Genomic DNA, 23,019 nt, shown 5'->3' on the forward strand with positions numbered 1-23,019 from the left:
ACGCCGATAGGCTGCGACCTTTTCGGGACGCCTCACGGGCATTCACTGATCACACATCCATCTGTTCCATCACCCTTCGATAAAACAACCACTCCTGCTCCAGCGCATGGGCCTGATTGCTCGCCTTGCGAAAGCCATGGCGTTCATCCGGATAGTAATGCGCTTCGGCTGGGATGCCGTTGTCCTGCAAGGCCTTGAGCATGTCGCGGGTCTGTTGCGGCACGACGACGGCGTCGAGTTCACCCTGAAAGAAAATCACCGGCACGCGAATGTTGCTTGCATGCAGCACTGGCGTGCGGGCGTTGTAGCGATCAACGTCCTGTTCGGGGTCGCCGATCAGCCAGTCCAGGTAATCGCTCTCGAATTTGTGGGTGGTGCGAGTCAGGGCGACTGGATCGCTGACCCCGTACAGACTGGCGCCAGCACGAAATACATTTTGAAACGCCAGTGCACACAGGGTGGTGTAACCGCCCGCACTGCCTCCGCGGATAAAGGCTTTTTCACCGTCGATCAGCCCTTGCCCGGCGAGGTAGGCGACGACTGAACAAGCGTCCTCGACATCCACCGCGCCCCAACTCAAATACAGCGCCTGTCGATAGGCGCGACCGTAGCCGCTGCTGCCGCGATAGTTGAGGTCGGCGACGGCAAAGCCCCGTTGCGCCCAGTACTGGATGCGTGGATCGAGCATTGGGTAGCAGGCGGAGGTCGGGCCGCCGTGGATAAACACCACCAGTGGCGGTTTAGCCGCGCCGTTCATGGCCGGGTAGAAAAAGCCGTGGGCTTCACCCTTGCCGCTTGGGTAGCGCAGGGTTTGCGGGTGGCTGATCTGTTCGGCAGGCAACGGCACAACTCCACCGGCCAGCACCTTGAACTCATGGGTTTCGCGATTGATGGCAACCACTGCCGCTGGCCTGACCGGTGAGGCAGCGATGCAGTAAACAAACTGCTGGTCCAGCGCCAAATTGCGGAAACGACTGTAGTCGCCGGTGAAGTCCTGCAGCGAACCATCGACCTGGCACAGCCCGAGTCGGCCAAAACCATCCTCGGTCCAGCTTGCCAGATAGGCGTCTTCACCCAGTGGCAACCATGTGCTGGCGCCCAGTTGCCAAGGCGCGGGTGCGTGATCAGCTTCAGCGCTGGGCAGCGGATTCAAGCCAGATTCGGATTCGATCCAGGGTTGCCAGAAACCCGCACGATCGCTCAGGCAATAGAGGCGGTTTACCTCATCAAAGCGCGGTTGTTGCAGGGATTCTTCTGCGCCATCACCGGCCACACAACGTGGCTGACTCCAGCCGCAATCGGCCTGACGCTCGGCGACCATCAAGCGCGTAGAGGTCCACGGTTGATGAGGACGACTCCATTCAATCCACGCCAGTCGATGGCCGTTTGGACTCAGGGTTGGCGCGGCATAGAAGTCTGCGCCTTCAACCAATAACTGGCGCTGCCCACTGGCGACATCGACGGCGACCAGTCGGTGTTGATTATGGTTTTCCTCGACCGCCAGAACCTGTCCGTCAGCGAACTGCAGGTCGCCATAACGGCACTCGCCCTGGGTCAACGCCTGGGGTGTTTCACCTTGCAGTGATTGCCGATAAAGCTGTTGATCCGCTTCGTTGACGAACACCAGCCCGTCATCGCTCAGGCAGAACGAACCGCCGCCATATTCATAGACCCGACTGCGTACGCTGAACCCCGACGGCGTCAGGCAGCGGGCCTGGCCGTCGTGCCAGTGCCAGATTCGGCAGGCCGCGTCTTCGGGGCGGTATTCATTCCAGAACAAGCCATGCGGGCCGACCCGCAGTTCGGCAAAGTCGATACCGGCGGCGACGGCTTGGGCGGCGCTGAAGGGTTCAGCCTTTAACGATGAGGCGTGAGTTTCGTTCATTGCGAAAGGCCAGTTGTTCGATGGTCTGGGTCGCGTGCTCGGCTTCTTCGCGGGCCTTGAGGATCACGCCGTGATGTTCCGACTTGCTGCACACCGGGTCGGCGTTGCTCGCGTCACCCGTGAGCATGAACGCCTGGCAGCGGCAGCCGCCGAAGTCCTTTTCTTTCTCATCGCAGGAGCGGCACGGCTCGGGCATCCAGTCATAGCCGCGAAAGCGATTGAAGCCGAACGAGTCGTACCAGATGTGCTGCATGCTGTGATCGCGCACATTCGGGAACTGCACGGGCATTTGCCGCGCGCCGTGGCACGGCAGGGCGGTGCCGTCCGGGGTCACGGTGAGGAAGATGCTGCCCCAGCCATTCATGCAGGCTTTGGGGCGCTCTTCGTAGTAGTCCGGGGTGACGAAAATCAGTTTGCACGGATGCCCTTCGGCTTCCAGCTTGGCGCGGTACTCGTTGGTGATGCGCTCGGCGCGAACCAGTTGCTCTTTGGTCGGCAAAAGGCCAACGCGGTTGAGCTGCGCCCAGCCATAAAACTGGCAGGTGGCGAGCTCGACGAAGTCGGCCTCCAGCGCGATGCACAGCTCAATGATGCGATCGATTTTGTCGATATTGTGCCGATGGGTGACGAAGTTCAGCACCATCGGATAGCCGTGGGCTTTCACCGCACGGGCCATTTCAAGTTTCTGTGCGAAGGCTTTTTTTGAGCCGGCCAGCAGGTTGTTCACCTGTTCGTCGCTGGCCTGGAAGCTGATCTGGATATGGTCCAGCCCGGCTTTCTTGAAGTCACTGATTTTCTGCTCGGTGAGGCCGATGCCTGAGGTTATCAGGTTGGTGTAGAAACCGAGTTTACGGGCTTCACCGATCAGCTCCGCGAGGTCTTGACGCACCAACGGTTCGCCGCCGGAAAAACCCAGCTGCGCGGCGCCCATTTCCCGTGCTTCGCGGAATACCTTGATCCATTGCTCAGTGCTCAGTTCCTGACCCTGCTCGGCGAAATCCAGCGGGTTGGAACAATACGGGCATTGCAGCGGGCAGCGATATGTCAGCTCGGCCAATAGCCACAAGGGCAGGCCGATCTCAGGCTTGGGCGGTATTCGCAGTGCCTGCTCAGACAAGTTCGATCCAGTGCTGTGCACGGGCGACCTCCATGAATTGCTCGATGTCGTCACCGAGCTCGGGTACGCCGGGGAATTTGGCGTCCAGTTCGGCAATGATTGCCGCGACGTCGCGTTCTCCGTCGATCAGGCCGCCAATCAGCGCGGCGCTTTCGTTGAGTTTGATCATGCCTTCGGGGTATAGCAGCACATGGCCTTTTTGCGCCGGCTCGTACTGGTAACGATAGCCGGTCCGCCAGGTTGGGGTCTTGCTACGATCGAAACTCATAGGGTGATCCCCTTATGCCAGACCCGCTGCTCGGTCACGCTGTGATAAGGCGGGCGGTTCAGTTCGTAGGCCATGCTCATGGCATCGAGCATGCTCCAAAGGATGTCCAGTTTGAACTGGAGAATTTCCAGCATGCGCTCCTGGCCGACCCGTGTGGTGTAGTGCTGCAAGGTGATCGCCATGCCGTGTTCCACATCACGTCGCGCCTGACCCAGGCGAGTGCGGAAGTACTCATAACCGGCCGGGTCGATCCACGGGTAATGCTGTGGCCAGCTGTCGAGGCGCGACTGGTGGATTTGCGGGGCGAACAGCTCGGTCAGCGAGCTGCTGGCGGCTTCCTGCCAACAGGCCCGACGGGCGAAGTTGACGTAAGCGTCCACGGCGAAGCGCACGCCGGGCAAGACCAGTTCCTGGGAACGCAGCTGATCCGGGTCCAGACCGACCGCTTGGCCAAGACGCAACCAGGCTTCGATGCCGCCGTCTTCGCCGGGCGCGCCGTCGTGGTCCAGCAGGCGCTGAATCCACTCGCGGCGGACCTCGCGGTCCGGGCAGTTGGCGAGAATCGCGGCGTCCTTGAGCGGGATGTTCACCTGATAGTAGAAGCGATTGGCGACCCAGCCCTGGATCTGCTCGCGAGTCGCCCGGCCTTCATACATCGCCACGTGGTACGGGTGATAGATGTGGTAGTAGGCGCCCTTGGCGCGCAGCGCCTGTTCGAACTCGGCGGGGGACAGCGGTGTGTCAGTCATCTGGGCTCTCCGGGAACAGCCGTAAATTTTGTGTCGCTGGGATGGGTCGCCATCAGCGCAGTCTGTAAAACGAAGCGAGCCTAATGTGGGAGCGGCGGTGCGGCGATCCGACTTGCTCGCGATGCGTGCGACGCGGTTTTGCAGATGCACCGCAGTGATCCCATCGCGAGCAAGCCCGCTCCCACATGGATCGTGAGACGATCTCGGTTACAGCTCAATACTCATTCCGTCGTAAGCCACCTCGACCTTTCGACGTAGAAGTTCGGCACGTTCGGCGGAGTCTTCGTCGAGGATCGGGTTGGTGTTGTTGATGTGGATAAGTACTTTGCGCTGCTTGGGCAACTGCTCCAGCACTTCCAGCATGCCGCCGGGGCCGTTTTGTGCCAGATGGCCCATTTCCCGCCCGGTACGGGTGCCGACGCCACGGCGCTGCATTTCGTCGTCGTCCCACATCGTGCCGTCCACCAGCAGGCAGTCACTGCTGGCCATGATTTCCAGCAGCGGTGCATCGACCTTGCCCAGGCCAGGCGCGTAGAACAGCTTGCCACCGGTGCGCAGGTCCTCGACGATCAGCCCGATGTTGTCGCCAGGGTGCGGATCGAAGCGGTGCGGCGAGTAGGGCGGGGCGGCGCTGCGCAATGGCAGTGGGGTGAAGCGCAGGTTTGGGCAGGCGGGAATGGTGAACGCGCCTTCGAGCTCGATGCGGTTCCAGTTCAGCCCGCCATTCCAGTGGGTGAGCATGCTGAACAGCGGGAAACCGGTGCTCAGGTCTTCATGGACCATGTCGGTGCACCAGACTTGATGCGGGCAGCCTTCGCGCAGGCTGAGCAGGCCGGTGGTGTGATCGATCTGGCTGTCCATCAGGATGATTGCGCTGATCCCGGTATCGCGCAGGGCGCGGCCCGGTTGCATCGGGGCGAAGTTCTGCAGTTGTGCGCGGATGTCCGGCGAGGCATTGCACAGCACCCAGTTCACGCCATCATCGGAAATCGCGATGGACGATTGGGTACGCGCCTCGGCCCGCAGGCTGCCGTCGCGAAAACCTGCGCAGTTCACGCAGTTGCAGTTCCACTGCGGAAAACCACCGCCGGCGGCGGAACCTAGAATCTGGACAAACATGGTTGCTCCATCACTCCAACGCTAAAAATAAAACGCCCCGGACGGGCCGAGGCGTTGTACCGCATGTTCTACCCAAAGGCAGAATCAACGGCTGGCGAAGTACATGGTGACTTCGAAGCCGATACGCAGGTCGGTGTAAGCAGGTTTGGACCAGGTCATAAAAACGTTCCTTCAGGCTGGTGGGAAAAATTCACTCTATACATATAGCCCACCTCCCGTGGGAGGTGTTCAGATGTTTGCCGGGCTATGTTACTGAAACGTTTCCGCTAATTGGAGATATCTATCGAAGAAAGCCTATTACAGCCCCGGTAATGATCGGGCAGTCGGTTGCCAGGTGCCATCCGGGCAGGCACCGCTGGCCAGGCATCTACGGCCACCTTCTGCGTGAATCAACCGCCTTGCCGCATCAAGCAACGCTGTGCGGTCCAGTAGCAACACGGCCTGTTGCAACTGAAGCAGGTAATCCGACGAATGGCCGGCCAATCTGCCTTGCCAGAGCAGTTCAGCCGCTTGTGGGACCGGCAGAGCGCTGCTGTCAAATTGTGTCGCAAGGGCCTGGCACTGGTTAATCAACGACGAATCATCAATCCCCAAGACTAGTTCAGATATCCGCTGAAGGAATATTTCGATGTGTTCGAGGATCTCTCGTAATGACGCGCTTGGCGACTGTACGCCGAACAGCAGCCCGGTTTGGCCGTTGATCTGGCGCACTCCGCTGAATACGGCATAGCCCAATTGCAACTCGACCCGCAGACGCTGGTAGAACGGGGACTGGCAAAGCTGTGCAAGCAAACGCCAGGCGGCTTCGTCGGCGATGTCCTGGGTGGGCGTAGGACAAAACAGTAGCAACGCGTGTTCGCTGGAGGCGGTTGGCACCTCGCTCCACAGGTGCTGTGAGCGAATCGACAGTGGAACTGAAACCTGATTGTCGGGGATGCCCGGCATTCGGCTCAGTGCGCCGGTGATTGCGGCTTGTGTGTTTGCTGACAAACCGAGCGCCAATCCATCCCAGCGAGCGGTCGACCAGAGGTGTTGCAGGTCGTTAGCGCTGACTGGCTGCGGCGCTGGATGCTGAAAATAGCCCATGCAGTGCTCGGGCAGTGCTTTTAGCAACTGTCGAATGGGGACCAGCGAGGGAGTCGTGGTGGGTTCGCCTTGTTCTTGCCAGAAGTCGGCCTCGGGTTTTGTCAGGCGTAGCAACGCCTGTTCGAGAATCGCCGGCATCGGTTCATGAATGCCGGTCATCTTTAACAGCCATTCATTACCTACAGCGCTGAAAGAGAAATCGACACCCGCCTGACGGGCGTCTTCTTGCAGGGGTTTCAGACTGCTTTCCAGTGTTGGCTGAAGACTGGCCTGCGCTACAGAGTTCAGGTGCCAGCGCAGATAAATCGCACCTTCGCCGGTATCGTCCGCAAGCTCTTTGCTGAACAGCATGCTCGAGTTGTCACGGCGCCCGCGCGAGCGGTCCTGGGCAAAGGTTCGCAGGCCACGGTGAGCGCTGGTTTGCCCACGAATCAGCCCGGCCCGAGCGGGTTCAGCGACTTGGCGCAGAAAGGGGTTGGGTGGCGGCAATTGCCATGCGCTAGCGGATTTGTCCGCAGGCGTTGGCTGCATCTGCTTCAACAGTGCCTTGAGTGTGACGACACCGTGTTCGGACAAGCACGGCTCCAATTGTTCGCTGTCCAATCGAGCGAGGTCCATGGCGCCGCTGACCTGCTGTTTGCGCTGTTGCAGCAAGGCATATTCCTCGCGCAATTGAGGCCAGTCGCCGTTTTCATTGAAGAAGTGGAGCCAGTCGAAAAACAGCTCGCTGATCAGCGGGTGCTGTTTCGACCCGTTGGCGGTGAGTGTGAATTCAATGTTCAACAACGCCTGCCCTGCGAACTGGTACAGCGGCGCGGCTTTCAGCGTTTCGACCAGTTGACGACGCTGTAACTCGACGAGCAACCCACCGGGTTTTGAGGCATTTATCCAGGTGCACAGAAAATCCAGCGCCTCGGGTGATGAAACGGGCAACTGTTCACTGGCAAACAGCAGGTTCAGGCGGCGTTCGCCAGCCTGTTGATAACTATTGTCGGCGGTCGCCATCAATGCCGGCGGCGTGCTCTGTTTCACCTGCGGGCCGATGGCGAGCGCGGCGCCGAACTCCTCCGCCAGCGCCTTCAATTCGGCAACAGACTGTGGCCCGGCCAGGCTCAAGGTCATTTGACCGGTCTGATAGAAGCGCTGATAGAACTCGCCCAATGCCTGCTGGAACGCCGGCTGCGGCACCGGCAGGCTAAAGCGATTCCCGGCATGAAAGCCTCGCAGCGGATGCATTGCCGAAAGGCCATCGAACAGGCTGAACTGTTGCTGCGCCGACGCATCCCGTGACCAGGCGATAAATTCGGCGTGCAGCACTTCCCGTTCGCGCAGCTGGTCGTTTTGGTCCAGACGCGGATGAGCAAGCATGTCGCTCAAACGCTCGAGCCCACCGTCAAACGCTTGTGACGGGAGTTCGAAGAAGAAGTCCGTAGTGCGCTCGCTGGTTCGTGCATTCACTTGTCCACCGTGACGCTGCACGCAGGCCATCAACCCCTGGTCCGCGGGAAAACGTTCGGTACCGAGAAAGAACAGATGTTCAAGGAAGTGCGCCAACCCAGGCCAGGCGAGCGGTACGTCGTGACTGCCTGCGGCAACGCGCAAAGCGGCCGCGCAACGCTTCAAACGTGGCGCGTGACGCAGTGAAACCCGCAGCCCGTTGGCCAGGGTCTCAGTGTGATGAAGAGGGTGGTTCAGCGCGGGCATGAGCACTTCCAGAACAGAGAAGCGCTTATGCTAGCGGATAACGTCCGATCAGCGCTTGTTCAGGTCGCCATAAAGCTCGGGTCGGCGATCAATGAAGTAGCGGTTGGCGGTACGGGAATCGAGCATCAACTGCCGATCCAGCGTTCCGACAATCAGCGCCTCATCCAGTCCAGCCTGGGCGATACGAGTACCATCTGGCGCGGCGATGCTGCTTTGGCCACAGTAATGGATCTCGCCTTCATGACCGCAATAGTTGGCGTAGGCCACATAACACTGGTTTTCGAAGGCGCGGGCACGGACGGTGACGTCGGCGATAAAGTCGTACGGCGCCATGTTCGCCGTTGGCACCAGAATCAACTCGGCACCGGCCAGGGCCAGACGCCGGGCGTTTTCCGGGAATTCGAGGTCGTAGCAAATTAAAAAGCCGAGCTTCCAGCCGTTCAATTCCACCAGTGGAAACTCATCCGGGCCGACGCTGAACATCGAGTGATCGAGCTCGCCGTACAAGTGAGTCTTGCGGTAGTTGCACAGACTTTCGCCCTGAGCATCGATCAACTGCACGGCGTTGTAGATCTGCCCGTCATCGGCGCGCTCCGGGTAGCCATAGAGAATGGCGACACCCGAGGCCTTGGCGATGCTCGCAATGTGTTGCGCCGACACGCCGTCCCGCGCCTCGGCCAATGCGCCGACCGCTTCGGCACCGATGTTGTAACCGGTCAGGAACATTTCCGGCAGCACCAGCAAATCCGCGTCCTTGGCTTCCATTGCCAGTTTTTGCAGACGCTGTAGATTGCCCGCGACATCCAGTGGCAGCGGCGGGCATTGGTAAAGAGCTACGCGCATATCGAACGTCCTATCACTCGGGCAGGGCAATCGGGCCGATTTCATGGAACACATCGCCTGGGCCAGGGTTCTGCGCATGAGTTTCGCCACCGAAATGTTTCATTATGCCCCACACGGCATTCAGCGAAGTCTGTACCGCGCCTTCAACCCATGCCGGCGTCCATGAAACATCGTCGCCCGCGATAAAAATCCCACGCTGCTCGGCGGGCATGTCTTGCTGCATGAAGTGCGCATACATACGCTGGTTGTAGCGATAGTGACCCGGCAGTGCACCCTTGAAGGCGCCGAGGAAATGCGGGTCGGCTTCCCAGGACACGGTGATCGGGTCGCCGATAATGCGTGCCGCGATGTCGACTTTCGGGTAGATCTTCTTCAGTGCGTCCAGCGCCAGTTTCACGCGTTTCTCGATTGGCTGCGGGAGCATTTTCAGCGCATCGCTCATCCACGAGTAGGACAGGCAAATGACGCCTGGCTTGTCGTCACCATTGTCGAAGAGGTAGGTGCCACGGGTCAGGCGATCGGTGAGGGTCATGCTCATCAAGTCGCGACCGGTTTGCGGGTCCTTGTCCTTCCAGAATGGCCGGTCGACCATGACGAAGGTTTTCGACGACTGCATGTAGCGCGTGCGGTCCAGGGCCATCCACATTTTTTGCGAGAACAGTGATTCTTCACATTCGATCTGGGTGGTCAGCAGCCAGCTCTGACAGGTGGTCAGTACGGCGGCGTATTCGCGGGTGTCGCCCCAGTTATCGGTGACACTGAAGCGGCCATCGGCGGCGCGGGCAATGCGTTTCACCCCGGTACGGGGTGCGCCGCTGTGCAGCGAGCTCAGGCTGGTGCCTTCCGGCCAATGGGCGCAACGCTCGGGTACGTGACGCCAGATGCCCAGTGGCACTTGCTCGACGCCGCCGACTACCAAGTGTTGATGGTCATCGCAGTTGGTCATGACGACGCGGAAAATTTCCAACATCGAGTTGGGGAAGTCCGAATCCCAGCCACCAGTGCCGAAGCCAACCTGGCCAAACACTTCACGGTGATGGAACGACAACTTGGCGAAGGCTTTGGAGGTAGCGACGAAGTCGTAGAACGTGCGGTCATCCCACAGCGGCACGAGGGTGTTCCACAGCTCTTTGAGACGTGGAACATCGCGGTCGCGGATTGCTTGCTGAATCTCGCCGAAGCGCGAGCCGTCTTCCAGTGCATCAGCCCAGGCGTCGGCGACTTCCTGGAACAGCGCCGGCAAATCGGCGAGTTTCTGTGCGTAATGGGTCTGACCTTCGAGGTCGATCACCGTGCTGCCTGAAGCAGGCGTCAGCGGGTTGGGGAAAGGTTTGGTTTCCAGACCGAGCTTGTCGACATAGTGGTAAAACGCGGTGGACGACACCGGGAAGCGCATACCGCCTAGCTCGGCGATGATCCCCTCGGCGCCTTCAAACGCTTGGGAGCGCAGTCGACCACCCATTTTCGAGGCTTCGTACACCACCGGTTTCAGGCCCAGCTTCATCAGCTCGTAAGCCGCCACCAGCCCGGCGATCCCGGCGCCGACGATTGCCACTTCGGCGCCGTGGTTTTGCGTAGGAATGCTGCCCAGGCCAGCCGGATGCTCGATCCAGTCGTCGAAGGCGAATGGGAAGTCCGGGCCAAAAATAGTGACCGGTTTTTTACCGTCTGCAGGATGGCGATTATTTTTGTTCATGGCTGACCTTGCTGGCGACTCGCGCGGTGTGGTGGCCGCTGCTGAGTTTGGAAGTAGAAAAAGACTGCCGCCATTCTAGGGAGTGTAGAGCACGTTAATAAGACGCAAAGTGTCGTCGATATGAATGCTTTTTAAGCAATATGACGATTCTATTGGGCTAAATGATGGTTTGGCCCCGTAGCAGCTGGCGAAGCCTGCGTCCGGCCGCGAAGCGGTCGTAAAACCTATTGCCGAGTTTCTTCAGGTAGTACGCGTCGACTGAGCTGCGACCGCTTCGTCCGAATGCGGCCCAGATCGAACGCAGGCTTCGCCAGCTGCTACAGGATCACCGACACTATGAAATGAGCGCCTACCTGTTAAACCGGCTGCCCACGATCAATCTTGCTGCTGAGGATGATCGAGGTGGTGGTTTTCTCCACACCATCGACGCTGCCGATCTGATCGAGCAATTGATCGAGCTGTTCCGGCGAATCGGTGCGCAGCCATGCCACGTAATCGAACTCACCACTGACCGCACACAGCTGCTGGACCTGAGCCATGGCACTGAGCCGGCGCAGCACTTCCTTGCCGGAACGCGGTTGCACGGTGATCCCAACGTACGCCTGCAACCCGCCATCGACCACCCGCTGCCCGAGACGCACACCGTAACCGGTAATCACCCGAGCTTTCTCCAGCCGCGCCAGCCGGGAGGTGACGGTGGTGCGGGCGATGCCCAATTGCCGGGCAAGCATGGCAACGCTTTCGCGGGCATTGATCTGCAGCGCCGCGATCAATTGGCGGTCGATTTCATCAAGAACGGGAGGGCGGGTGTCAGGCAAGGTCTTCTCCGGCGGCAAACATCGGTGGACGAGCATGTTACAGGCTCGCTCGCACCGATGCTCGCAGGGGCGCGCCGCTTACTTGCGCTGTAATTGTGCGTAGTTTTGCGGCGTGACCAGTTGCGTAGGAATCCACACATCGCCTTGCAGGGCTTCGTGGTTGATCAGCCTCACGGCTGCGTCGAGGGAGCCTGCGCCGATCGCCACTGGATCGCGGAAAACGCTGACGGTAAGTTGGCCCTTTTTCAGTGCCAGCAAGCCATCCGGTGTGCCGTCGATGCCGCCCACCAGGATGTCATCGCGTCCGGCTTGACGTAGCGCCATGGCCGCGCCGATGCCCATTTCGTCATTGTTGGCGGCCACGGCATTGATGGTCTGGCCTTTGGTCAGCCATTCATTCATCAGGTCCATACCCTTTTCTCGCTGCCAATCGCCGGATTGCTCTTCGACAATCTTGATCTGCGGGTACTTGGCCAACACATCCTTAACCCCGTTGGTGCGCTTGCCGGTATCGCTGTGGGCGAGGCGCCCGAGAATTACCGCGAGGTTGCCTTTGCCACCCATCTTTTCGGCCAGGTACTCCATTTGCATCCGGCCGATGGCGCGCTCGTCGGTGCCGACAAAGACTACGCCTGCCGGTAAGTTTTCCACTTCAGGACGGCTGTTCATGTATACCAGCGGGATGCCGGCAGCGATGACTTTCTCGCTGATCTTTTTGGTCGCCGCAGTATCCGCCGGGTTGACGATGATCGCGTCGACCTTCTGGCTAATGAAGCTTTCGACCTGACTCAACTGGCGCACTACATCGCTGCCGGAGTCTTCCACTTGCAGCTTGGCGCCGCCCGGAATCTCCTTGGCGCGGTCCTGCATCGCCTGTACCAGGTAGGAAATGTAGTTGTCGTACTGGCCCACCGTGACGCCGATGCGCAACTCGGCATGGGCAGAAACGGACAGCAGCAATGCGCATAAACAGCCGAGAAAACGCCTCATGTCTTTTCATCTTTTTTTATTGTTGGGTCGTGCAGAAAAGCTGCGTTCAGAAATTCTGGATCTCACACTATTGGAATAAATATTCCAGATCAATATGGGGCGGAATTTTATGTTTCTAGTGATGAGCGTGCCTGCGGCTAATCTCGGAACCGCCCATGAGACTTCTTGCAGCAATTGGAGTGCGGCAAGTCCTGGTCGGCACGATGTAATTTTTATGCGTTGCCTGAGTAAACGTTGAATCGCAGAAACGCAAAAGCCGCGCAGTGCGCGGCTTTGAGTATGGTGGGCCCAGTAGGACTCGAACCTACGACCAAGGGATTATGAGTCAGAAAACATGCCATCCGCCCGTGTCCGCTAGTGTTTTAAAATCTAACGAAATCAATGAATCCGGCCTATCCTTTAGTTGTACCTGTCATTGCAATACATCAGCGCACATCAGCGGACAGGGGCCCATATAGATTTTTACAGACATGGGAGAAAAGGCCATGAGCACGAAAGCCAAGAAAGCCAAGCGCATTTTCACCGTCGACAGTGTTGAGGATGCGAGCAAGAAAGCCGGGCTGCTGGGCTCCGACGTCTGGGAAACCGAAGACGGTAGCCGGGGTGAAGGCAGGCTACGGCTGCGCGCTTCACCGCATGGTGGGATTGCCTACTTCTTCAGGTACAGCCGCGACGGCAAGCAGTACCAGCTTCGTATCAATAAAGAGGGGTTGGCCGAAGCCCGGCTGGAAGCGGATCGCCTGTCGCTGCTATACCGCGATGGCATCCACGACCTGCACCAGCACGCCCGGCTGGAAGCGATGGCGACACAGGCACGGCTGGCCGTGGAAGCGGCCCAGCTGGATGTGCTCAAGCGGGCAGAAGAAGCACGGGCCAAGCAGGGCACCCTCGGCCAGTTGCTGGATGGTTATGTCAGCGATCTGGAAAGGCGCGGCAGGGTCAGCGCCAAGGAAGTGAAGGGCTCGCTAAAACTGAATGTGCTGACTCCGTTTCCAGCACTGGTAGCGAAACCAGCCAAGGAAATCGAGCCAAGCGACATCACCAGCTTTCTGCGCCACTGCCTGACGCGGCCTGTAGCGAGCAAGGGTCGCGGCAAACATCTGACCCCGGCCAGCGCCACCAACGGCAAAAAAAGGCAGACCGCCAAGCTGAGAAGCTATCTGCAAGCCGCGTTCGCCTTTGGCCTGACCTCCGACAACGACGCACAGCAGGACGCGGGCGCAGCCGTGTTTGGCCTGACCAGCAACCCGGTGCTGAGCGTCAAGGCCATCGAAGGCGCGAACCGGGCAGAGACGTGGGCGTTGACCAAGGATGAGCTGAAGGCTGTGCTGCTGGCGCTTGAGGATCTACCAGAACGGCGCCGGGCGATTGCCAAGGCCATGCTGTATCTGGCTGGGCAGCGCGTAGAAATGCTCTGCCGCGTCACGTGGGCGGATCTATACGATGACGGTGAGCGTGGCGGGGTGATGCAGCTGTTGGATTTGAAAGGCGGCAAGGGCACCCCGCCACGTATCCATCTACTACCGATGACCGAGCGCCTGAGCGAGATCATGGCGCCGCTGCTGGCGCTGCAAGGCAGTGACGCACCCGGCCCATTCAGCTTGCGCGGCAAGGTCAACATCACCCCCGGAACTGCGCTGGGTATTTTTGGAGCGTTGGGTGACGCCTTATCAGCAGCAGGCAAGGCCAGACGCTTCGGCTGGCGGCATATGCGCGCCACGGTTGAAACCCATCTAGCGAGCCTCGGCATGGATCGGGAGCGACGCGCTTGGTTGTTGTCACACGGGCGGTCGGGTGTTCAAGCCAAGCACTACGACCGCTACAGTTATTTACCTGAGAAACGCCAAGATCTGGAGAAGTGGGCGCGCTATCTCGATCAACTGGTATCAGGTGAAACAGCAAAAGTAGTGCAACTTCACGCCTGATTCTGACAGACGGCATTATTAGCAACGATCTGCTACGGATACCCACCATCCGTAGCAGATTTTGTCGTTCAGAGAGCTGTTACCAGCAGAATTCCCTACGGTTTATATTCGTCTCAATTTAAATGACTTATCCACTGTTTATACCTTAGTTATCCACCGACCTTATATCCGAAGCTATTGCCGAGTTGCTCGATTCGGAGGTATTACGCAGTTGTGTCCGTAACTTCACCAGATGAGGCAAACACCATGGAAACGTTTACTCCCGATAGACTGCTTTATAGCGTGAACAGCTCCGCATACGCACTGGATTGCAGCCGCACTATTTTGTATGACTTGATGAAAGCCGGGCTTATCAAGTTTGTGGCCTTCGGCAACGAGCGTCGCATCCCGGTAGAGGAAGTGCAGCGGCTGGCAAAGGAAGGTATCCCCAGCGTTCCGAGAGCGCAGAAAAAATCGGAGCTGCTGTGATGGCTAGTACCACTATAGAAAAGCCTTTCCCGAGGTTCAGCGAGAAAGGCTTTTGAGTACAACCAAGCACCGCCACTTAGGAGTAAGCAGGAGCAACATAATTATGCACCCAGATATAGAAGTGGTAAACACCATCAAGGTTTCACTTGGTAAAACCAAGTTCGATAATCTCCCGAAGCAGTGCGAAGAATCCAACTTCGACGACTTTACAAATGCGGTGTTAGACAAAGCCAATGAGAGCGCGGCCAAAGGCGAAACTTTTATCTGCTCACCGATGGCTGTAGGGCGTCACAGCAACCCGGAGAAATGGGAAGGTGAAGCGCCATGGCGACAGAAGCGTCTGGTCCAACCACGCTGCTTTCTCCCGCTCGATTGCGATGGCTTCGACAGTCTGGAGACCTACGGCATACTGCTGGGGTATCTGAAGCGCTATCAGGGCTTCGCCTATACCACGGCCAGCCATACCCCCGAGGCGCCTCGTTGCCGCGTGGTGCTGGCGCAGACAAGGGCTACCGACCGGGAAGATGGCATTGCGTTGTGCAAGGCCGTACAGGCACTGATCGAGCGTGACCTTGGTGTTGGCGCGGTGAAGTTCGATCAATCGGTCTACAAGGGCGAACAGCCTCTCTATACGCCGGTGCAGGGTGCAGAGGCGTTTCGCTTCACGGGTCAGCCGGTGGATGTCGAAGCGGTACTGGCACAGCCCACCCCCGCGACGAAAAAGCCAAAGGCAAAAGCCCATCGGGTTAAGACTGACGATCCCATCTTGTGCACCCTGAATGAATTAAACATGGTGCGCGCCGATCAAGGCGGTGGTGCCTACCTTATCGAATGCCCATTTGAGGACCAGCACACCATGGATGGCGGCGATGGCGAAACGATCTATTACCAGAAAAATACAAATCACTACGCCCAAGAGCATTTCCATTGTTTCCATAGCCATTGCAGCGAACACAGCGATAACGCTTTTATGGTCTCGCTGCTGGCGCGGTATTCAAAGCAGACTGGCAAGAAAGCAGGCTGGGGTGTTGCGTCGCCGATGAGGAAGGCTACTGCGCCGGAAGAAGTAGACAAGGAATTCGCGGAGTTATTGAAAACAGCACCCAAAGCGCTACAGGCTTACGTGGATTGGTTTACCGAAAGCGCGTTGATGCCACATCCTGTTTACGCCATGTTTAGCGCTTTGTTGCTGATGATGCAATTGATCGGCCCCACAGTAAAAGGCCCACGGGGGAGCAGGATCAATCTATGGATTTTATTTTTAGCCCATTCCGAAATGGGGAAAAAAGCCATTATTGACTTGGCCCTTAAAGCCGCTGAGTTATTGAAGAAGCTTAACTACATTCCCTGTATTCCTAATTTCGAGCGCGACCATGCTTCAGCATCCAGTTTGTGGTGGAGCCTTGCCGACCATGATTCACCGCAGCAGATCATTGCCGACGAGGAACTGGGGCAGACGATCTGCCACTTGATCGCCGCCAGACCGGGCAGTGAATACTTCAAGTTGCGCAAGACCCTTTTGCATGTCTATGGCTGCGCCAATGACGCCTACGTCGCCCCTACACGCTACACGCAGTCGGGTGGTGTAAAAAAAGCCGAAGCGAACAAGATGCCCGATATTCATTACCCCTTTGTCGAGGTGTTTGGATCTGGCACGTTAAATACGATACCTGGGCTTAGCGCGGACGCATCCGATGAGGGCACTACGAACCGTTTTTGCGTGGTGATTGAAACAGCGCCTACTGAAATCGGGGATATCACAACCGAGCCCGGTGTTTTACCTGACGCGCTGATCAAGCAAGTGGAAAAACTGCACCAGTTAGCGCTTAAAAATCCCCTCAAAGAAGTCATGGAAGCAGAGCTGGAACATACAGCAGAGGGCGTGCGCGTGGTCACCAATAGCAAAACGCTGGGTATGTCACGCGAACAACCACGCGAGCTGAAATTCTACGATGGGTTTAATGATGATTGGCGCGCCGAGGTAGATTACGGGCGTAAACGCGCGCAGACATTGCTGGATATATGGGGGCGCCACGCGGAAAAAGTGATCAAGCTGGCGATGATCGCAGCGCTGTTTGATTCAGGCGATTGTGTCAGCAAGGCCAATTTCAAATGGGCTGCCAGTTTAATGCGCTGGAACAATGAGCGGTCCGCGCGGCAGTACAAAGCTACAGGGGGTGGAGCGGCGAACGATGAAGATCGTGTCAGGAATGCGTTTCTGGCGTTCTTCGACTCGGAAAAGGGTAGAGCGTACTACAAGGAAAACGGCCATATAGCGTCGGGCTTTCTCTCCCGGCAATGCAGCGCGTGGAAGCGTAACGCCAAGTTGCGCTGGTCTGTGGTCAGTGCCCTGATTGATGAAGGCTTGATCGTGCTGGTCGACTTGAAACCATCCGGGGAGGGTTATCAAAAAGGGCCAGAGTGGTTGGAAACGTAGACACGCTGTAGATAGGTTTAGATAGGGGGGTGTCTACGGCTTCGAACCATCTAGGACGGGGGTTTCAGGGTAGTGTAGATAGTATAGACATATATATTATATATATAAAAATAAAAACCTCTTCCTCTCCATGGGGGTGTGTATACAGAGAAAAGTGTCGAAAGTATCGAAAATGGCTGGAACCCTTATGGGACGCCGTCTCCAGCCGTAGATAGGGGGTGTCTACGGTGTCTATGGTGTCTACAGTGAGCAGGTGATTAACATGAAAGCGAAACTGTTAGTGAGAAAGAGCACTGCCCATTGTGTCAGTTCTCCAACGCAGCTTGAGCAGATGCTTGGGTCAGGTGACTGGTTGATTGCAGCACCACCGGCGCGATCCAAGTCAGCTAAAAACATGCGCTTAACACGAGAACGTCTTCGGTCTGCTGGTTGGCTACAGCTCGATCTCTGGTTGCCACCTGATGTTATCGCGATGGTTAAAGCAGCTAAATTACCCGGTGAGAATTATTCAGAGCTATTTATAAGGTTGGTAAAAACACTGGGTATATCTGATTAATATTCGTAGGTGGACGCACACAATTAGAAAAATCTGCCAGATCACTGTGCGCAATCAAGACTTAGCTAAAACGGCCATAAAAATAATAAACAAAAGGATTTAAGATCCCATGGTCAAACCATGGTTTGGTGCCGTTTTATGCGGCCTGTAGTGGATTTAGTGGCGTTTTAGTGGCTCTTTCGTGTCTACAACAACCTGTTTAGGGTTGTAGAGGGCTCAAAAAATGAAAGACAAAGCGATGCGTGCATTTTGGTGCCCCCACAATACCCCTTTGTGAGGCCCATAGAGGGGTAAGTAGCTAAAACGTCGCCAGCGAGCTGCTGGACGCCTTCCTGAGGCTATTTGAGGTGATGTAATGACCAGATTGCGCACGACGGCGCTTTCCACCGAAGAAACAGATGCCCTTGTCGACGCTCTGCCGCCAGAGCACGCGGCACTACTGCGCAAGGCTTGTGACACCTACGACAAAGCCTGCAAGAAGGCTCAGGCAGCGCGTGGTGCCCGTACTGAAGCCTGTGAAGCTCTGGTGACTGAAGCTATCCACGCCAAGCGTGCGCGTCTGGAGAAAGAACCCCGGTGCAAATGGACTTCGATCCTGATGAACCACTTCGACAAGCGCGATATCACCATCGACGAAGAGGTAGTTCGTCGGGTGGTAAAAGGTTTCCCCGGCTTCTGACTCAGAACCGGCGCAACTCCAAACAATACGGGTTCAAACTCCAGTGACATTACTCAACTGGAGCACCATCACATGAGTCAGGAACTCGCAGAAGAACTAGAAGTACCAGCCGATGTTCAGCCCATCATGCGCAGCGCATTCACTTTCGCAGAGTCGCGGAACAACGTATTTAGTGCGGTCGTGCCTCGTGGAACCACTCAGCAACGGCTGGTGCAATCTGGCTTGTGGAGTGTAGTGGCTGATCAGCTCAGAAGCTTCGATAGAATCCTGTGCATTGCTGAGGATAGGAGTTACTACGCTGAATTACTGATCCTTGATGCGGGAAAAGGCCATTGCTCTGTGCAATTGCTTAGTTATCACACCCTGCCGGTGCTACTTGTAAGTGAGGCTGGTTTACCACCCGGATTCTCGATTGATTACAGTGGTCCCGTCCATAATGGGTCTGGTGGATATCAGGTACTTCGCCATGCTGACGGAGTAATTATGTCAACCGGCCATTCCAACAGAGAAGAAGCTCTCGCTGCTTTACTCGACTCGGCCACGCTGAAATGAAAGACGAACTAAGCGCTGAACAACAGCAGTGCCTGCTAAGTCATTTGCAGTTCACGGCCAAACACTTCCAAGCGTTCAGAGGAAACTTTGAAAAGCTGGTGGAATTGGTCAGGTACTCGGTCGGTGAAGCAGCGCCAGATGCCAACGCCATTGGTGACTTCCTGCGGCTGGAAGAAACGCAAAAGACTCTGGAGCTTAGTTACGAAACCGCTCTCTGGCGTAGTGCCGACCATAACAAGTCATGGCGTTTGATCTGTTTGGCAATTAAAGCTGATCCCGAAGTAGCTAAACGTCGATTAGCCAGACGACCACCAAGCACGGAGAGCTGCTCATTTTGTTGGCAAAACGAGACAGGCTTCACTGAATTTGTTCTACAGCCCGAAAAAGATATTTATGGCAACGCTATCCCCGGTGTCTATTTGCACCGCCAATGCAGTCGCCCGTGGAAACTGATGCGGGATCTTGTGGCGCGTGCCCAAACAACTACGAAGGAAAACTTACTGTGAACTCGAAACCTATTTTGTTTGCGATCCGAACCTTAATCCACCAAAGCCCCGAAGGGGAAATTCACGGAACTTTTGAAAACGTCGCTGACCGAATTCTGTGTGAAATTGGCGGACCCGTCGATCACTGTGAAGACATTCAAAAAGAATTCGAATTGTACCTAAGGAATCTCGGCCTTGAATACCTTACTGCTAATACCCCAATTGCATTTTTTAAAAGCATGAGCGGTGAATTGAACTTTGTGGACCGCAAACTGGTGTATGAATCATGAGTGACATCGATCTTTATAGTGGCGGCGGTGGTGAACTCCAGCCTTATAGCCCCTCGCAGCCTTTATCACCGTCACCAGATAACTTTACTGGCGTAGATGTTTTAAGCCCGCGTGAAGTTCATTCAGGCGGTGACTTGCAGCTGTTCGGCACCCCACTGCCGCCCAATACTTCAGCCCAGCAGATCCAAGCCACGTTAGGGGAGATATCTGGAATCTACCTATCTGACTTCTCGAAACTTGGGTTTCCAAACCAGTTGATCCAGAGCGCTATCCAATTTTTTATGGACAATGCGGCCAGCGCACCACAGCAAGTCAGACGGCAACATAGTTTCAGCCTCCCCAGTACTGAAGCCGGTGACTGGCTGGCGGAATCGTTTGCTAATCACCTGCAAGGTCAAAACGGCTCGCAACAACAGAGGCAGTCTTTTCTAGATGCCACTTTTGCTTGGCTTAATAAATTATCAGCTCACCTAAATGCTCAAGTTGGAAGTAAGCCAACTGCCATGGATGGCCCTACCACTTCAGGTAATCCGCTGGACTCCCTGACGGATGCGCAATATACCGCTGTGATCAAGGCCAACAACGCGGCTCAAGCGCAAACCATGGGTTATCTAAAAGACCTCTGGGGTCAGAGCTTCGATATCAACCTGCGCATGGTCAACAATTATTACGCCTCTCTTCCGGTGAATGAGCAGCAAGCGCTGGATGTCTTTAGCACCGGATGGATCAAAGCGCTGAATACCAAGGAGATAATTCTCGGGCTTTATAAGCAGGCGATTGGCAGTAATTCCCTGCCCAGCGGAGGCGGTGTACAGGCCGAGATAGAAGAGCATGAGCGCGTCATGCGCACTGACAGAAAACGCTGGAACTCGGATGAAAGGATGCAGAGTCGCTACAGGGAGTTGCTGACGCGGAGAGACGGGTAATGAACGACAGCGAGAAAGTGCATGCCTTCGATGCACTGGTTATCGGTGCGTTACTGGCTGAACGAAGTCTCGCTTTAGAGGTGGCGTATCTCCGAAGGCTGCAACGTAAATTGCAAGCTTTGTTGGAAGAGAAGAAGGAATTAACTGCTGGGCAGAGGGCGCGGTTGGCCCAGTTGCTCGACACCATAGATGCGAGAAATAAACTGTTATACGTAGGAGATTAATACCATGGCTTACTCTTCATCTTCAAATCCTGTTAGAGCCTCTGTTTCACTCGGCCTAACTGACGGCAAAATGATATGGACTTATGAGTCGAGCGAAATTCACTCGGTGATTGAAAGTACCAGTTCACTCTATTTCGTCGGCGCTGGAGCCGGCAGCCCCAGACTAGCAACGGCAGGTATGAAAGTAGCGGACATCTTAATAAATGTCTGCGCGACAACAGCGGCCACTTCGGCAATCACCTTTCACCGAGTAACTGGCATCAGCTCTTCTACTGGATATGGAAGTCAGCTGTCACCGATATTGAGCCCAGCCGGGACTACATAAAATGGACGGTGTGATTCGCGGGTCTCATCCTCTCATTCTTGAGGGTCGGGATCTTTTAGCAAAGCTCATTGCTGAAAATGGCGATGCGGCCACCATCGGCAAATTGAACTACTTGTTGAACGAGCTGCATTCACTCGACGGTGGCGATCAGATCAGGCTCGCTGAACTGCTGGGCGGCAAACGATGCCCGCGTATTACGGATGGGGAGTAAATCATGAGCGCAAAACTTCGAGTCATAGAACGGCAACTTGGGTTAACAAAGTCCGAAGCCTCGGTGCCTGCCGATGACAGTGGGCTAGGCTCTGCCATTGATATGACTGTAAAACAGGCCGTGGCTAATGCCCTGCTAGAGCAACAGATGCAGGCTGTACGCTCGCCTGTCAAAGGACTCTTCAAAGAGCCTGCTACCCCCTATATTCCCCGCGATATCACACCCAACGATCTGACCCGTGAAGAACTCGATCAACTGGTCGAGGCTAGGGTTCAGCAGCGCGTAGCTGATGCTCTTAAGCAACAGCCAGCACCGGCACCCGATAACCGTAAACTACCGCCTGACCTCACCGGTGCAATGCTTCAGCTTATGAGTCGGATTACCGCACTCGAAACTGCCGACGAGAATGAGCCTGTCAGTGGTGAACAACTGCCAACAAACTTAGAAGCCCTTGCGCAACGAGTAGCCGATATTATGCAACAGCGTAAGAAAACGATGCCGAAAATTGACTACATAGTTCAACACGATAGTTTGGGCCGCGTGGTAAAAGTCACCGCTCAAATCGCTGGTGCACCAGATGCGCCGTTCAGAGTCCAGCGCAACGACATCAATCAAATTATAAAATTTACTCCGACTGGTGAATAAAAAATGAGAAACCCCAACTACATCCTTGTTGCTGCCAAAGCGTTGAGGGACAACTTGGTGTTGACCGGGGCCAATCCTGTGCTGCTCGCGAAGTTGAATTCAATCGTTGACGACGAGCATATCGGGGTGATCGGGATGACTAGACTAAAACGCCTGATCGCGCAGGCCGAAAGATCATGACCGCGCTAATCTTTAGCACCACCCATCCCGAAACTGAAGCCCGCATCCTGATCGCGGCTCTGCAACAGTGGCTGGAAGATCAACCTGAACACCCACTGTCGGTTAGCAAAACAAACTTCAGCTATAACAATGGGGTTTTGGAATCGGTGACTATTATTATGGGCGTGGTGAAAAAATGACAGACAGACTCGGTGCACCGAAAACAGGCGGTAGACGCAAGGGTAGCCTTGATAAAGCCGAGCGCCTTTTGCTAACCGAAACCATGGCTGCGGATATTCTTGCTGTATATAAAAAACTCGGCGGCGTGAAGTACCTCCTGAAAGTGGCTCAAGAACGGCCTGAGCTATTTCTGTCGCAGTGCCTTTCAAGACTATTACCACCTCCCTTCAAAGATCCCGATGTCGAAATCCAGTTCAACAATAATGGGCCTGATAGTTGGAGCTTGATTGAATCTGGTAGGCGCGTTGCTTTTGTGTTAGCCGCAGCGGCCAACGCACAGCAGCAACTGGACATTACCCCTGTCGTCGAACGTGTGCCAGTGCATCCTGAGCCACTGCTACAGCCTGAGCAGCCTACTGACCAAGCCCAGCAATGGCAACAGCTAGCCCCTGAGCCGCTCCCACCTCAGGAGCCCGGTGGCTTTCATTACAGCGAAGCCGATCCACGACCGTATGCAGACCAGCATGCCGATTGGTTGTTGACCCGTGACACATTGTAAGCGCTCCATGAACCCCACCTATTCAAAAATAGGCGGCGCGCTTAGCGAGGCGAGGCGAGCGAGCAGTTCCAAGGCAGCAAGGCTTCGTAATCTTCAACCGAGGTTGCCTGTGGCAGGCGTTCA

The 23,019-nt window shown here is 56.2% G+C and carries 26 protein-coding genes; 15 read left to right on the forward strand and 11 right to left on the reverse strand.

What is annotated here, in order from left to right; genetic code table 11:
* Positions 1–49: 49 nt before the first annotated feature.
* From ACN1C3_RS30100 to ACN1C3_RS30150, 11 genes are all read right to left on the reverse strand, one after another.
* A complete protein-coding gene (locus ACN1C3_RS30100) occupies positions 50–1,885 on the reverse strand; it encodes a S9 family peptidase (RefSeq protein ID WP_419119359.1) in 1,836 nt (611 codons plus the stop codon).
* The gene (gene pqqE / locus ACN1C3_RS30105) at positions 1,851–3,023 is read right to left on the reverse strand and encodes a pyrroloquinoline quinone biosynthesis protein PqqE (protein ID WP_419119360.1); all 1,173 of its coding nucleotides are present in this window, start codon (positions 3,021–3,023) and stop codon (positions 1,851–1,853) included. Before pqqE ends, ACN1C3_RS30100 begins: the two co-directional genes overlap by 35 nt.
* Positions 2,995–3,270 carry a pyrroloquinoline quinone biosynthesis peptide chaperone PqqD gene (gene pqqD, locus ACN1C3_RS30110; RefSeq protein WP_419119361.1) on the reverse strand — a complete coding sequence of 92 codons (276 nt, stop codon included), beginning with the start codon at positions 3,268–3,270 and terminating at the stop codon, positions 2,995–2,997. Before pqqD ends, pqqE begins: the two co-directional genes overlap by 29 nt.
* Positions 3,267–4,019 (reverse strand): pyrroloquinoline-quinone synthase PqqC, encoded by a 753-nt coding sequence (pqqC, locus tag ACN1C3_RS30115; RefSeq protein WP_419119362.1) that lies wholly within the window; start codon positions 4,017–4,019, stop codon positions 3,267–3,269. Before pqqC ends, pqqD begins: the two co-directional genes overlap by 4 nt.
* A 207-nt stretch (positions 4,020–4,226) precedes the next feature.
* The gene (pqqB, locus tag ACN1C3_RS30120; RefSeq protein WP_419119363.1) at positions 4,227–5,138 is read right to left on the reverse strand and encodes a pyrroloquinoline quinone biosynthesis protein PqqB; all 912 of its coding nucleotides are present in this window, start codon (positions 5,136–5,138) and stop codon (positions 4,227–4,229) included.
* Between the two features lie 84 nt (positions 5,139–5,222).
* The gene (gene pqqA, locus ACN1C3_RS30125) at positions 5,223–5,297 is read right to left on the reverse strand and encodes a pyrroloquinoline quinone precursor peptide PqqA (RefSeq protein WP_003194766.1); all 75 of its coding nucleotides are present in this window, start codon (positions 5,295–5,297) and stop codon (positions 5,223–5,225) included.
* Positions 5,298–5,435: 138 nt separating this feature from the next.
* A complete protein-coding gene (pqqF, locus tag ACN1C3_RS30130) occupies positions 5,436–7,928 on the reverse strand; it encodes a pyrroloquinoline quinone biosynthesis protein PqqF (protein WP_419119364.1) in 2,493 nt (830 codons plus the stop codon).
* 48 nt (positions 7,929–7,976) lie between these two features.
* Positions 7,977–8,771 carry a carbon-nitrogen hydrolase family protein gene (locus ACN1C3_RS30135; RefSeq protein ID WP_419119365.1) on the reverse strand — a complete coding sequence of 265 codons (795 nt, stop codon included), beginning with the start codon at positions 8,769–8,771 and terminating at the stop codon, positions 7,977–7,979.
* Positions 8,772–8,784: 13 nt separating this feature from the next.
* Entirely contained in the window at positions 8,785–10,467 is a 1,683-nt protein-coding gene (locus ACN1C3_RS30140) for a flavin monoamine oxidase family protein (RefSeq protein ID WP_419119366.1), read from the reverse strand.
* A 356-nt stretch (positions 10,468–10,823) separates the two neighbouring features.
* Positions 10,824–11,285, reverse strand: coding sequence for an Lrp/AsnC family transcriptional regulator (locus tag ACN1C3_RS30145; RefSeq protein WP_008067391.1), 462 nt, complete (start codon positions 11,283–11,285; stop codon positions 10,824–10,826).
* A 78-nt stretch (positions 11,286–11,363) separates the two neighbouring features.
* The gene (locus tag ACN1C3_RS30150) at positions 11,364–12,275 is read right to left on the reverse strand and encodes a sugar ABC transporter substrate-binding protein (protein ID WP_419119367.1); all 912 of its coding nucleotides are present in this window, start codon (positions 12,273–12,275) and stop codon (positions 11,364–11,366) included.
* Positions 12,276–12,760: 485 nt separating this feature from the next.
* Between ACN1C3_RS30150 and ACN1C3_RS30155 the strand changes: the two genes are divergently transcribed.
* From ACN1C3_RS30155 to ACN1C3_RS30225, 15 genes are all read left to right on the forward strand, one after another.
* The gene (locus ACN1C3_RS30155; RefSeq protein ID WP_419119368.1) at positions 12,761–14,200 is read left to right on the forward strand and encodes a tyrosine-type recombinase/integrase; all 1,440 of its coding nucleotides are present in this window, start codon (positions 12,761–12,763) and stop codon (positions 14,198–14,200) included.
* Between the two features lie 246 nt (positions 14,201–14,446).
* A complete protein-coding gene (locus ACN1C3_RS30160; protein WP_419119370.1) occupies positions 14,447–14,668 on the forward strand; it encodes a hypothetical protein in 222 nt (73 codons plus the stop codon).
* A gap of 103 nt (positions 14,669–14,771) precedes the next feature.
* Positions 14,772–17,105: a hypothetical protein gene (locus ACN1C3_RS30165; protein ID WP_419119371.1), complete on the forward strand. Its 2,334-nt coding sequence runs from the start codon at positions 14,772–14,774 to the stop codon at positions 17,103–17,105.
* Between the two features lie 262 nt (positions 17,106–17,367).
* Positions 17,368–17,661: a hypothetical protein gene (locus ACN1C3_RS30170; RefSeq protein ID WP_419119372.1), complete on the forward strand. Its 294-nt coding sequence runs from the start codon at positions 17,368–17,370 to the stop codon at positions 17,659–17,661.
* Between the two features lie 355 nt (positions 17,662–18,016).
* A complete protein-coding gene (locus tag ACN1C3_RS30175; protein WP_419119373.1) occupies positions 18,017–18,340 on the forward strand; it encodes a hypothetical protein in 324 nt (107 codons plus the stop codon).
* Positions 18,341–18,412: 72 nt separating this feature from the next.
* Positions 18,413–18,892, forward strand: coding sequence for a hypothetical protein (locus ACN1C3_RS30180; RefSeq protein ID WP_419119374.1), 480 nt, complete (start codon positions 18,413–18,415; stop codon positions 18,890–18,892).
* Entirely contained in the window at positions 18,889–19,398 is a 510-nt protein-coding gene (locus ACN1C3_RS30185) for a hypothetical protein (RefSeq protein ID WP_419119375.1), read from the forward strand. Before ACN1C3_RS30180 ends, ACN1C3_RS30185 begins: the two co-directional genes overlap by 4 nt.
* Positions 19,395–19,667: a hypothetical protein gene (locus ACN1C3_RS30190; protein WP_419119376.1), complete on the forward strand. Its 273-nt coding sequence runs from the start codon at positions 19,395–19,397 to the stop codon at positions 19,665–19,667. Before ACN1C3_RS30185 ends, ACN1C3_RS30190 begins: the two co-directional genes overlap by 4 nt.
* The gene (locus ACN1C3_RS30195) at positions 19,664–20,593 is read left to right on the forward strand and encodes a hypothetical protein (protein WP_419119377.1); all 930 of its coding nucleotides are present in this window, start codon (positions 19,664–19,666) and stop codon (positions 20,591–20,593) included. The genes ACN1C3_RS30190 and ACN1C3_RS30195 overlap by 4 nt, the downstream gene beginning before the upstream one ends.
* Positions 20,593–20,817, forward strand: coding sequence for a hypothetical protein (locus ACN1C3_RS30200; protein ID WP_419119378.1), 225 nt, complete (start codon positions 20,593–20,595; stop codon positions 20,815–20,817). Before ACN1C3_RS30195 ends, ACN1C3_RS30200 begins: the two co-directional genes overlap by 1 nt.
* A 326-nt stretch (positions 20,818–21,143) precedes the next feature.
* Positions 21,144–21,353, forward strand: coding sequence for a hypothetical protein (locus tag ACN1C3_RS30205; RefSeq protein WP_419119379.1), 210 nt, complete (start codon positions 21,144–21,146; stop codon positions 21,351–21,353).
* 3 nt (positions 21,354–21,356) lie between these two features.
* Positions 21,357–21,998, forward strand: a complete 642-nt coding sequence (locus ACN1C3_RS30210) for a hypothetical protein (RefSeq protein WP_419119380.1) — start codon at positions 21,357–21,359, stop codon at positions 21,996–21,998.
* Between the two features lie 3 nt (positions 21,999–22,001).
* Positions 22,002–22,178, forward strand: a complete 177-nt coding sequence (locus ACN1C3_RS30215; RefSeq protein ID WP_419119381.1) for a hypothetical protein — start codon at positions 22,002–22,004, stop codon at positions 22,176–22,178.
* Positions 22,175–22,357 (forward strand): hypothetical protein, encoded by a 183-nt coding sequence (locus tag ACN1C3_RS30220; protein WP_419119382.1) that lies wholly within the window; start codon positions 22,175–22,177, stop codon positions 22,355–22,357. The genes ACN1C3_RS30215 and ACN1C3_RS30220 overlap by 4 nt, the downstream gene beginning before the upstream one ends.
* The gene (locus ACN1C3_RS30225) at positions 22,354–22,896 is read left to right on the forward strand and encodes a hypothetical protein (protein WP_419119383.1); all 543 of its coding nucleotides are present in this window, start codon (positions 22,354–22,356) and stop codon (positions 22,894–22,896) included. The genes ACN1C3_RS30220 and ACN1C3_RS30225 overlap by 4 nt, the downstream gene beginning before the upstream one ends.
* Positions 22,897–23,019 lie beyond the last annotated feature (123 nt).

Source organism: Pseudomonas sp. H11T01, from assembly GCF_048515765.1.
Taxonomy (GTDB): domain Bacteria; phylum Pseudomonadota; class Gammaproteobacteria; order Pseudomonadales; family Pseudomonadaceae; genus Aquipseudomonas.

What these genes read in the sequence shown, in the direction of transcription:
- ACN1C3_RS30100 (WP_419119359.1), bottom strand. Translation starts at nt 1,885, where the DNA reads ATGAACGAAACTCACGCCTCATCGTTAAAGGCTGAACCCTTCAGCGCC.
- pqqD (WP_419119361.1), bottom strand. Translation starts at nt 3,270, where the DNA reads ATGAGTTTCGATCGTAGCAAGACCCCAACCTGGCGGACCGGCTATCGT.
- pqqC (WP_419119362.1), bottom strand. Translation starts at nt 4,019, where the DNA reads ATGACTGACACACCGCTGTCCCCCGCCGAGTTCGAACAGGCGCTGCGC.
- pqqB (WP_419119363.1), bottom strand. Translation starts at nt 5,138, where the DNA reads ATGTTTGTCCAGATTCTAGGTTCCGCCGCCGGCGGTGGTTTTCCGCAG.
- pqqF (WP_419119364.1), bottom strand. Translation starts at nt 7,928, where the DNA reads ATGCCCGCGCTGAACCACCCTCTTCATCACACTGAGACCCTGGCCAAC.
- ACN1C3_RS30135 (WP_419119365.1), bottom strand. Translation starts at nt 8,771, where the DNA reads ATGCGCGTAGCTCTTTACCAATGCCCGCCGCTGCCACTGGATGTCGCG.
- ACN1C3_RS30140 (WP_419119366.1), bottom strand. Translation starts at nt 10,467, where the DNA reads ATGAACAAAAATAATCGCCATCCTGCAGACGGTAAAAAACCGGTCACT.
- ACN1C3_RS30150 (WP_419119367.1), bottom strand. Translation starts at nt 12,275, where the DNA reads ATGAGGCGTTTTCTCGGCTGTTTATGCGCATTGCTGCTGTCCGTTTCT.
- ACN1C3_RS30155 (WP_419119368.1), top strand. Translation starts at nt 12,761, where the DNA reads ATGAGCACGAAAGCCAAGAAAGCCAAGCGCATTTTCACCGTCGACAGT.
- ACN1C3_RS30160 (WP_419119370.1), top strand. Translation starts at nt 14,447, where the DNA reads ATGGAAACGTTTACTCCCGATAGACTGCTTTATAGCGTGAACAGCTCC.
- ACN1C3_RS30165 (WP_419119371.1), top strand. Translation starts at nt 14,772, where the DNA reads ATGCACCCAGATATAGAAGTGGTAAACACCATCAAGGTTTCACTTGGT.
- ACN1C3_RS30170 (WP_419119372.1), top strand. Translation starts at nt 17,368, where the DNA reads ATGAAAGCGAAACTGTTAGTGAGAAAGAGCACTGCCCATTGTGTCAGT.
- ACN1C3_RS30175 (WP_419119373.1), top strand. Translation starts at nt 18,017, where the DNA reads ATGACCAGATTGCGCACGACGGCGCTTTCCACCGAAGAAACAGATGCC.
- ACN1C3_RS30180 (WP_419119374.1), top strand. Translation starts at nt 18,413, where the DNA reads ATGAGTCAGGAACTCGCAGAAGAACTAGAAGTACCAGCCGATGTTCAG.
- ACN1C3_RS30185 (WP_419119375.1), top strand. Translation starts at nt 18,889, where the DNA reads ATGAAAGACGAACTAAGCGCTGAACAACAGCAGTGCCTGCTAAGTCAT.
- ACN1C3_RS30195 (WP_419119377.1), top strand. Translation starts at nt 19,664, where the DNA reads ATGAGTGACATCGATCTTTATAGTGGCGGCGGTGGTGAACTCCAGCCT.
- ACN1C3_RS30200 (WP_419119378.1), top strand. Translation starts at nt 20,593, where the DNA reads ATGAACGACAGCGAGAAAGTGCATGCCTTCGATGCACTGGTTATCGGT.
- ACN1C3_RS30205 (WP_419119379.1), top strand. Translation starts at nt 21,144, where the DNA reads ATGGACGGTGTGATTCGCGGGTCTCATCCTCTCATTCTTGAGGGTCGG.
- ACN1C3_RS30210 (WP_419119380.1), top strand. Translation starts at nt 21,357, where the DNA reads ATGAGCGCAAAACTTCGAGTCATAGAACGGCAACTTGGGTTAACAAAG.
- ACN1C3_RS30215 (WP_419119381.1), top strand. Translation starts at nt 22,002, where the DNA reads ATGAGAAACCCCAACTACATCCTTGTTGCTGCCAAAGCGTTGAGGGAC.
- ACN1C3_RS30220 (WP_419119382.1), top strand. Translation starts at nt 22,175, where the DNA reads ATGACCGCGCTAATCTTTAGCACCACCCATCCCGAAACTGAAGCCCGC.
- ACN1C3_RS30225 (WP_419119383.1), top strand. Translation starts at nt 22,354, where the DNA reads ATGACAGACAGACTCGGTGCACCGAAAACAGGCGGTAGACGCAAGGGT.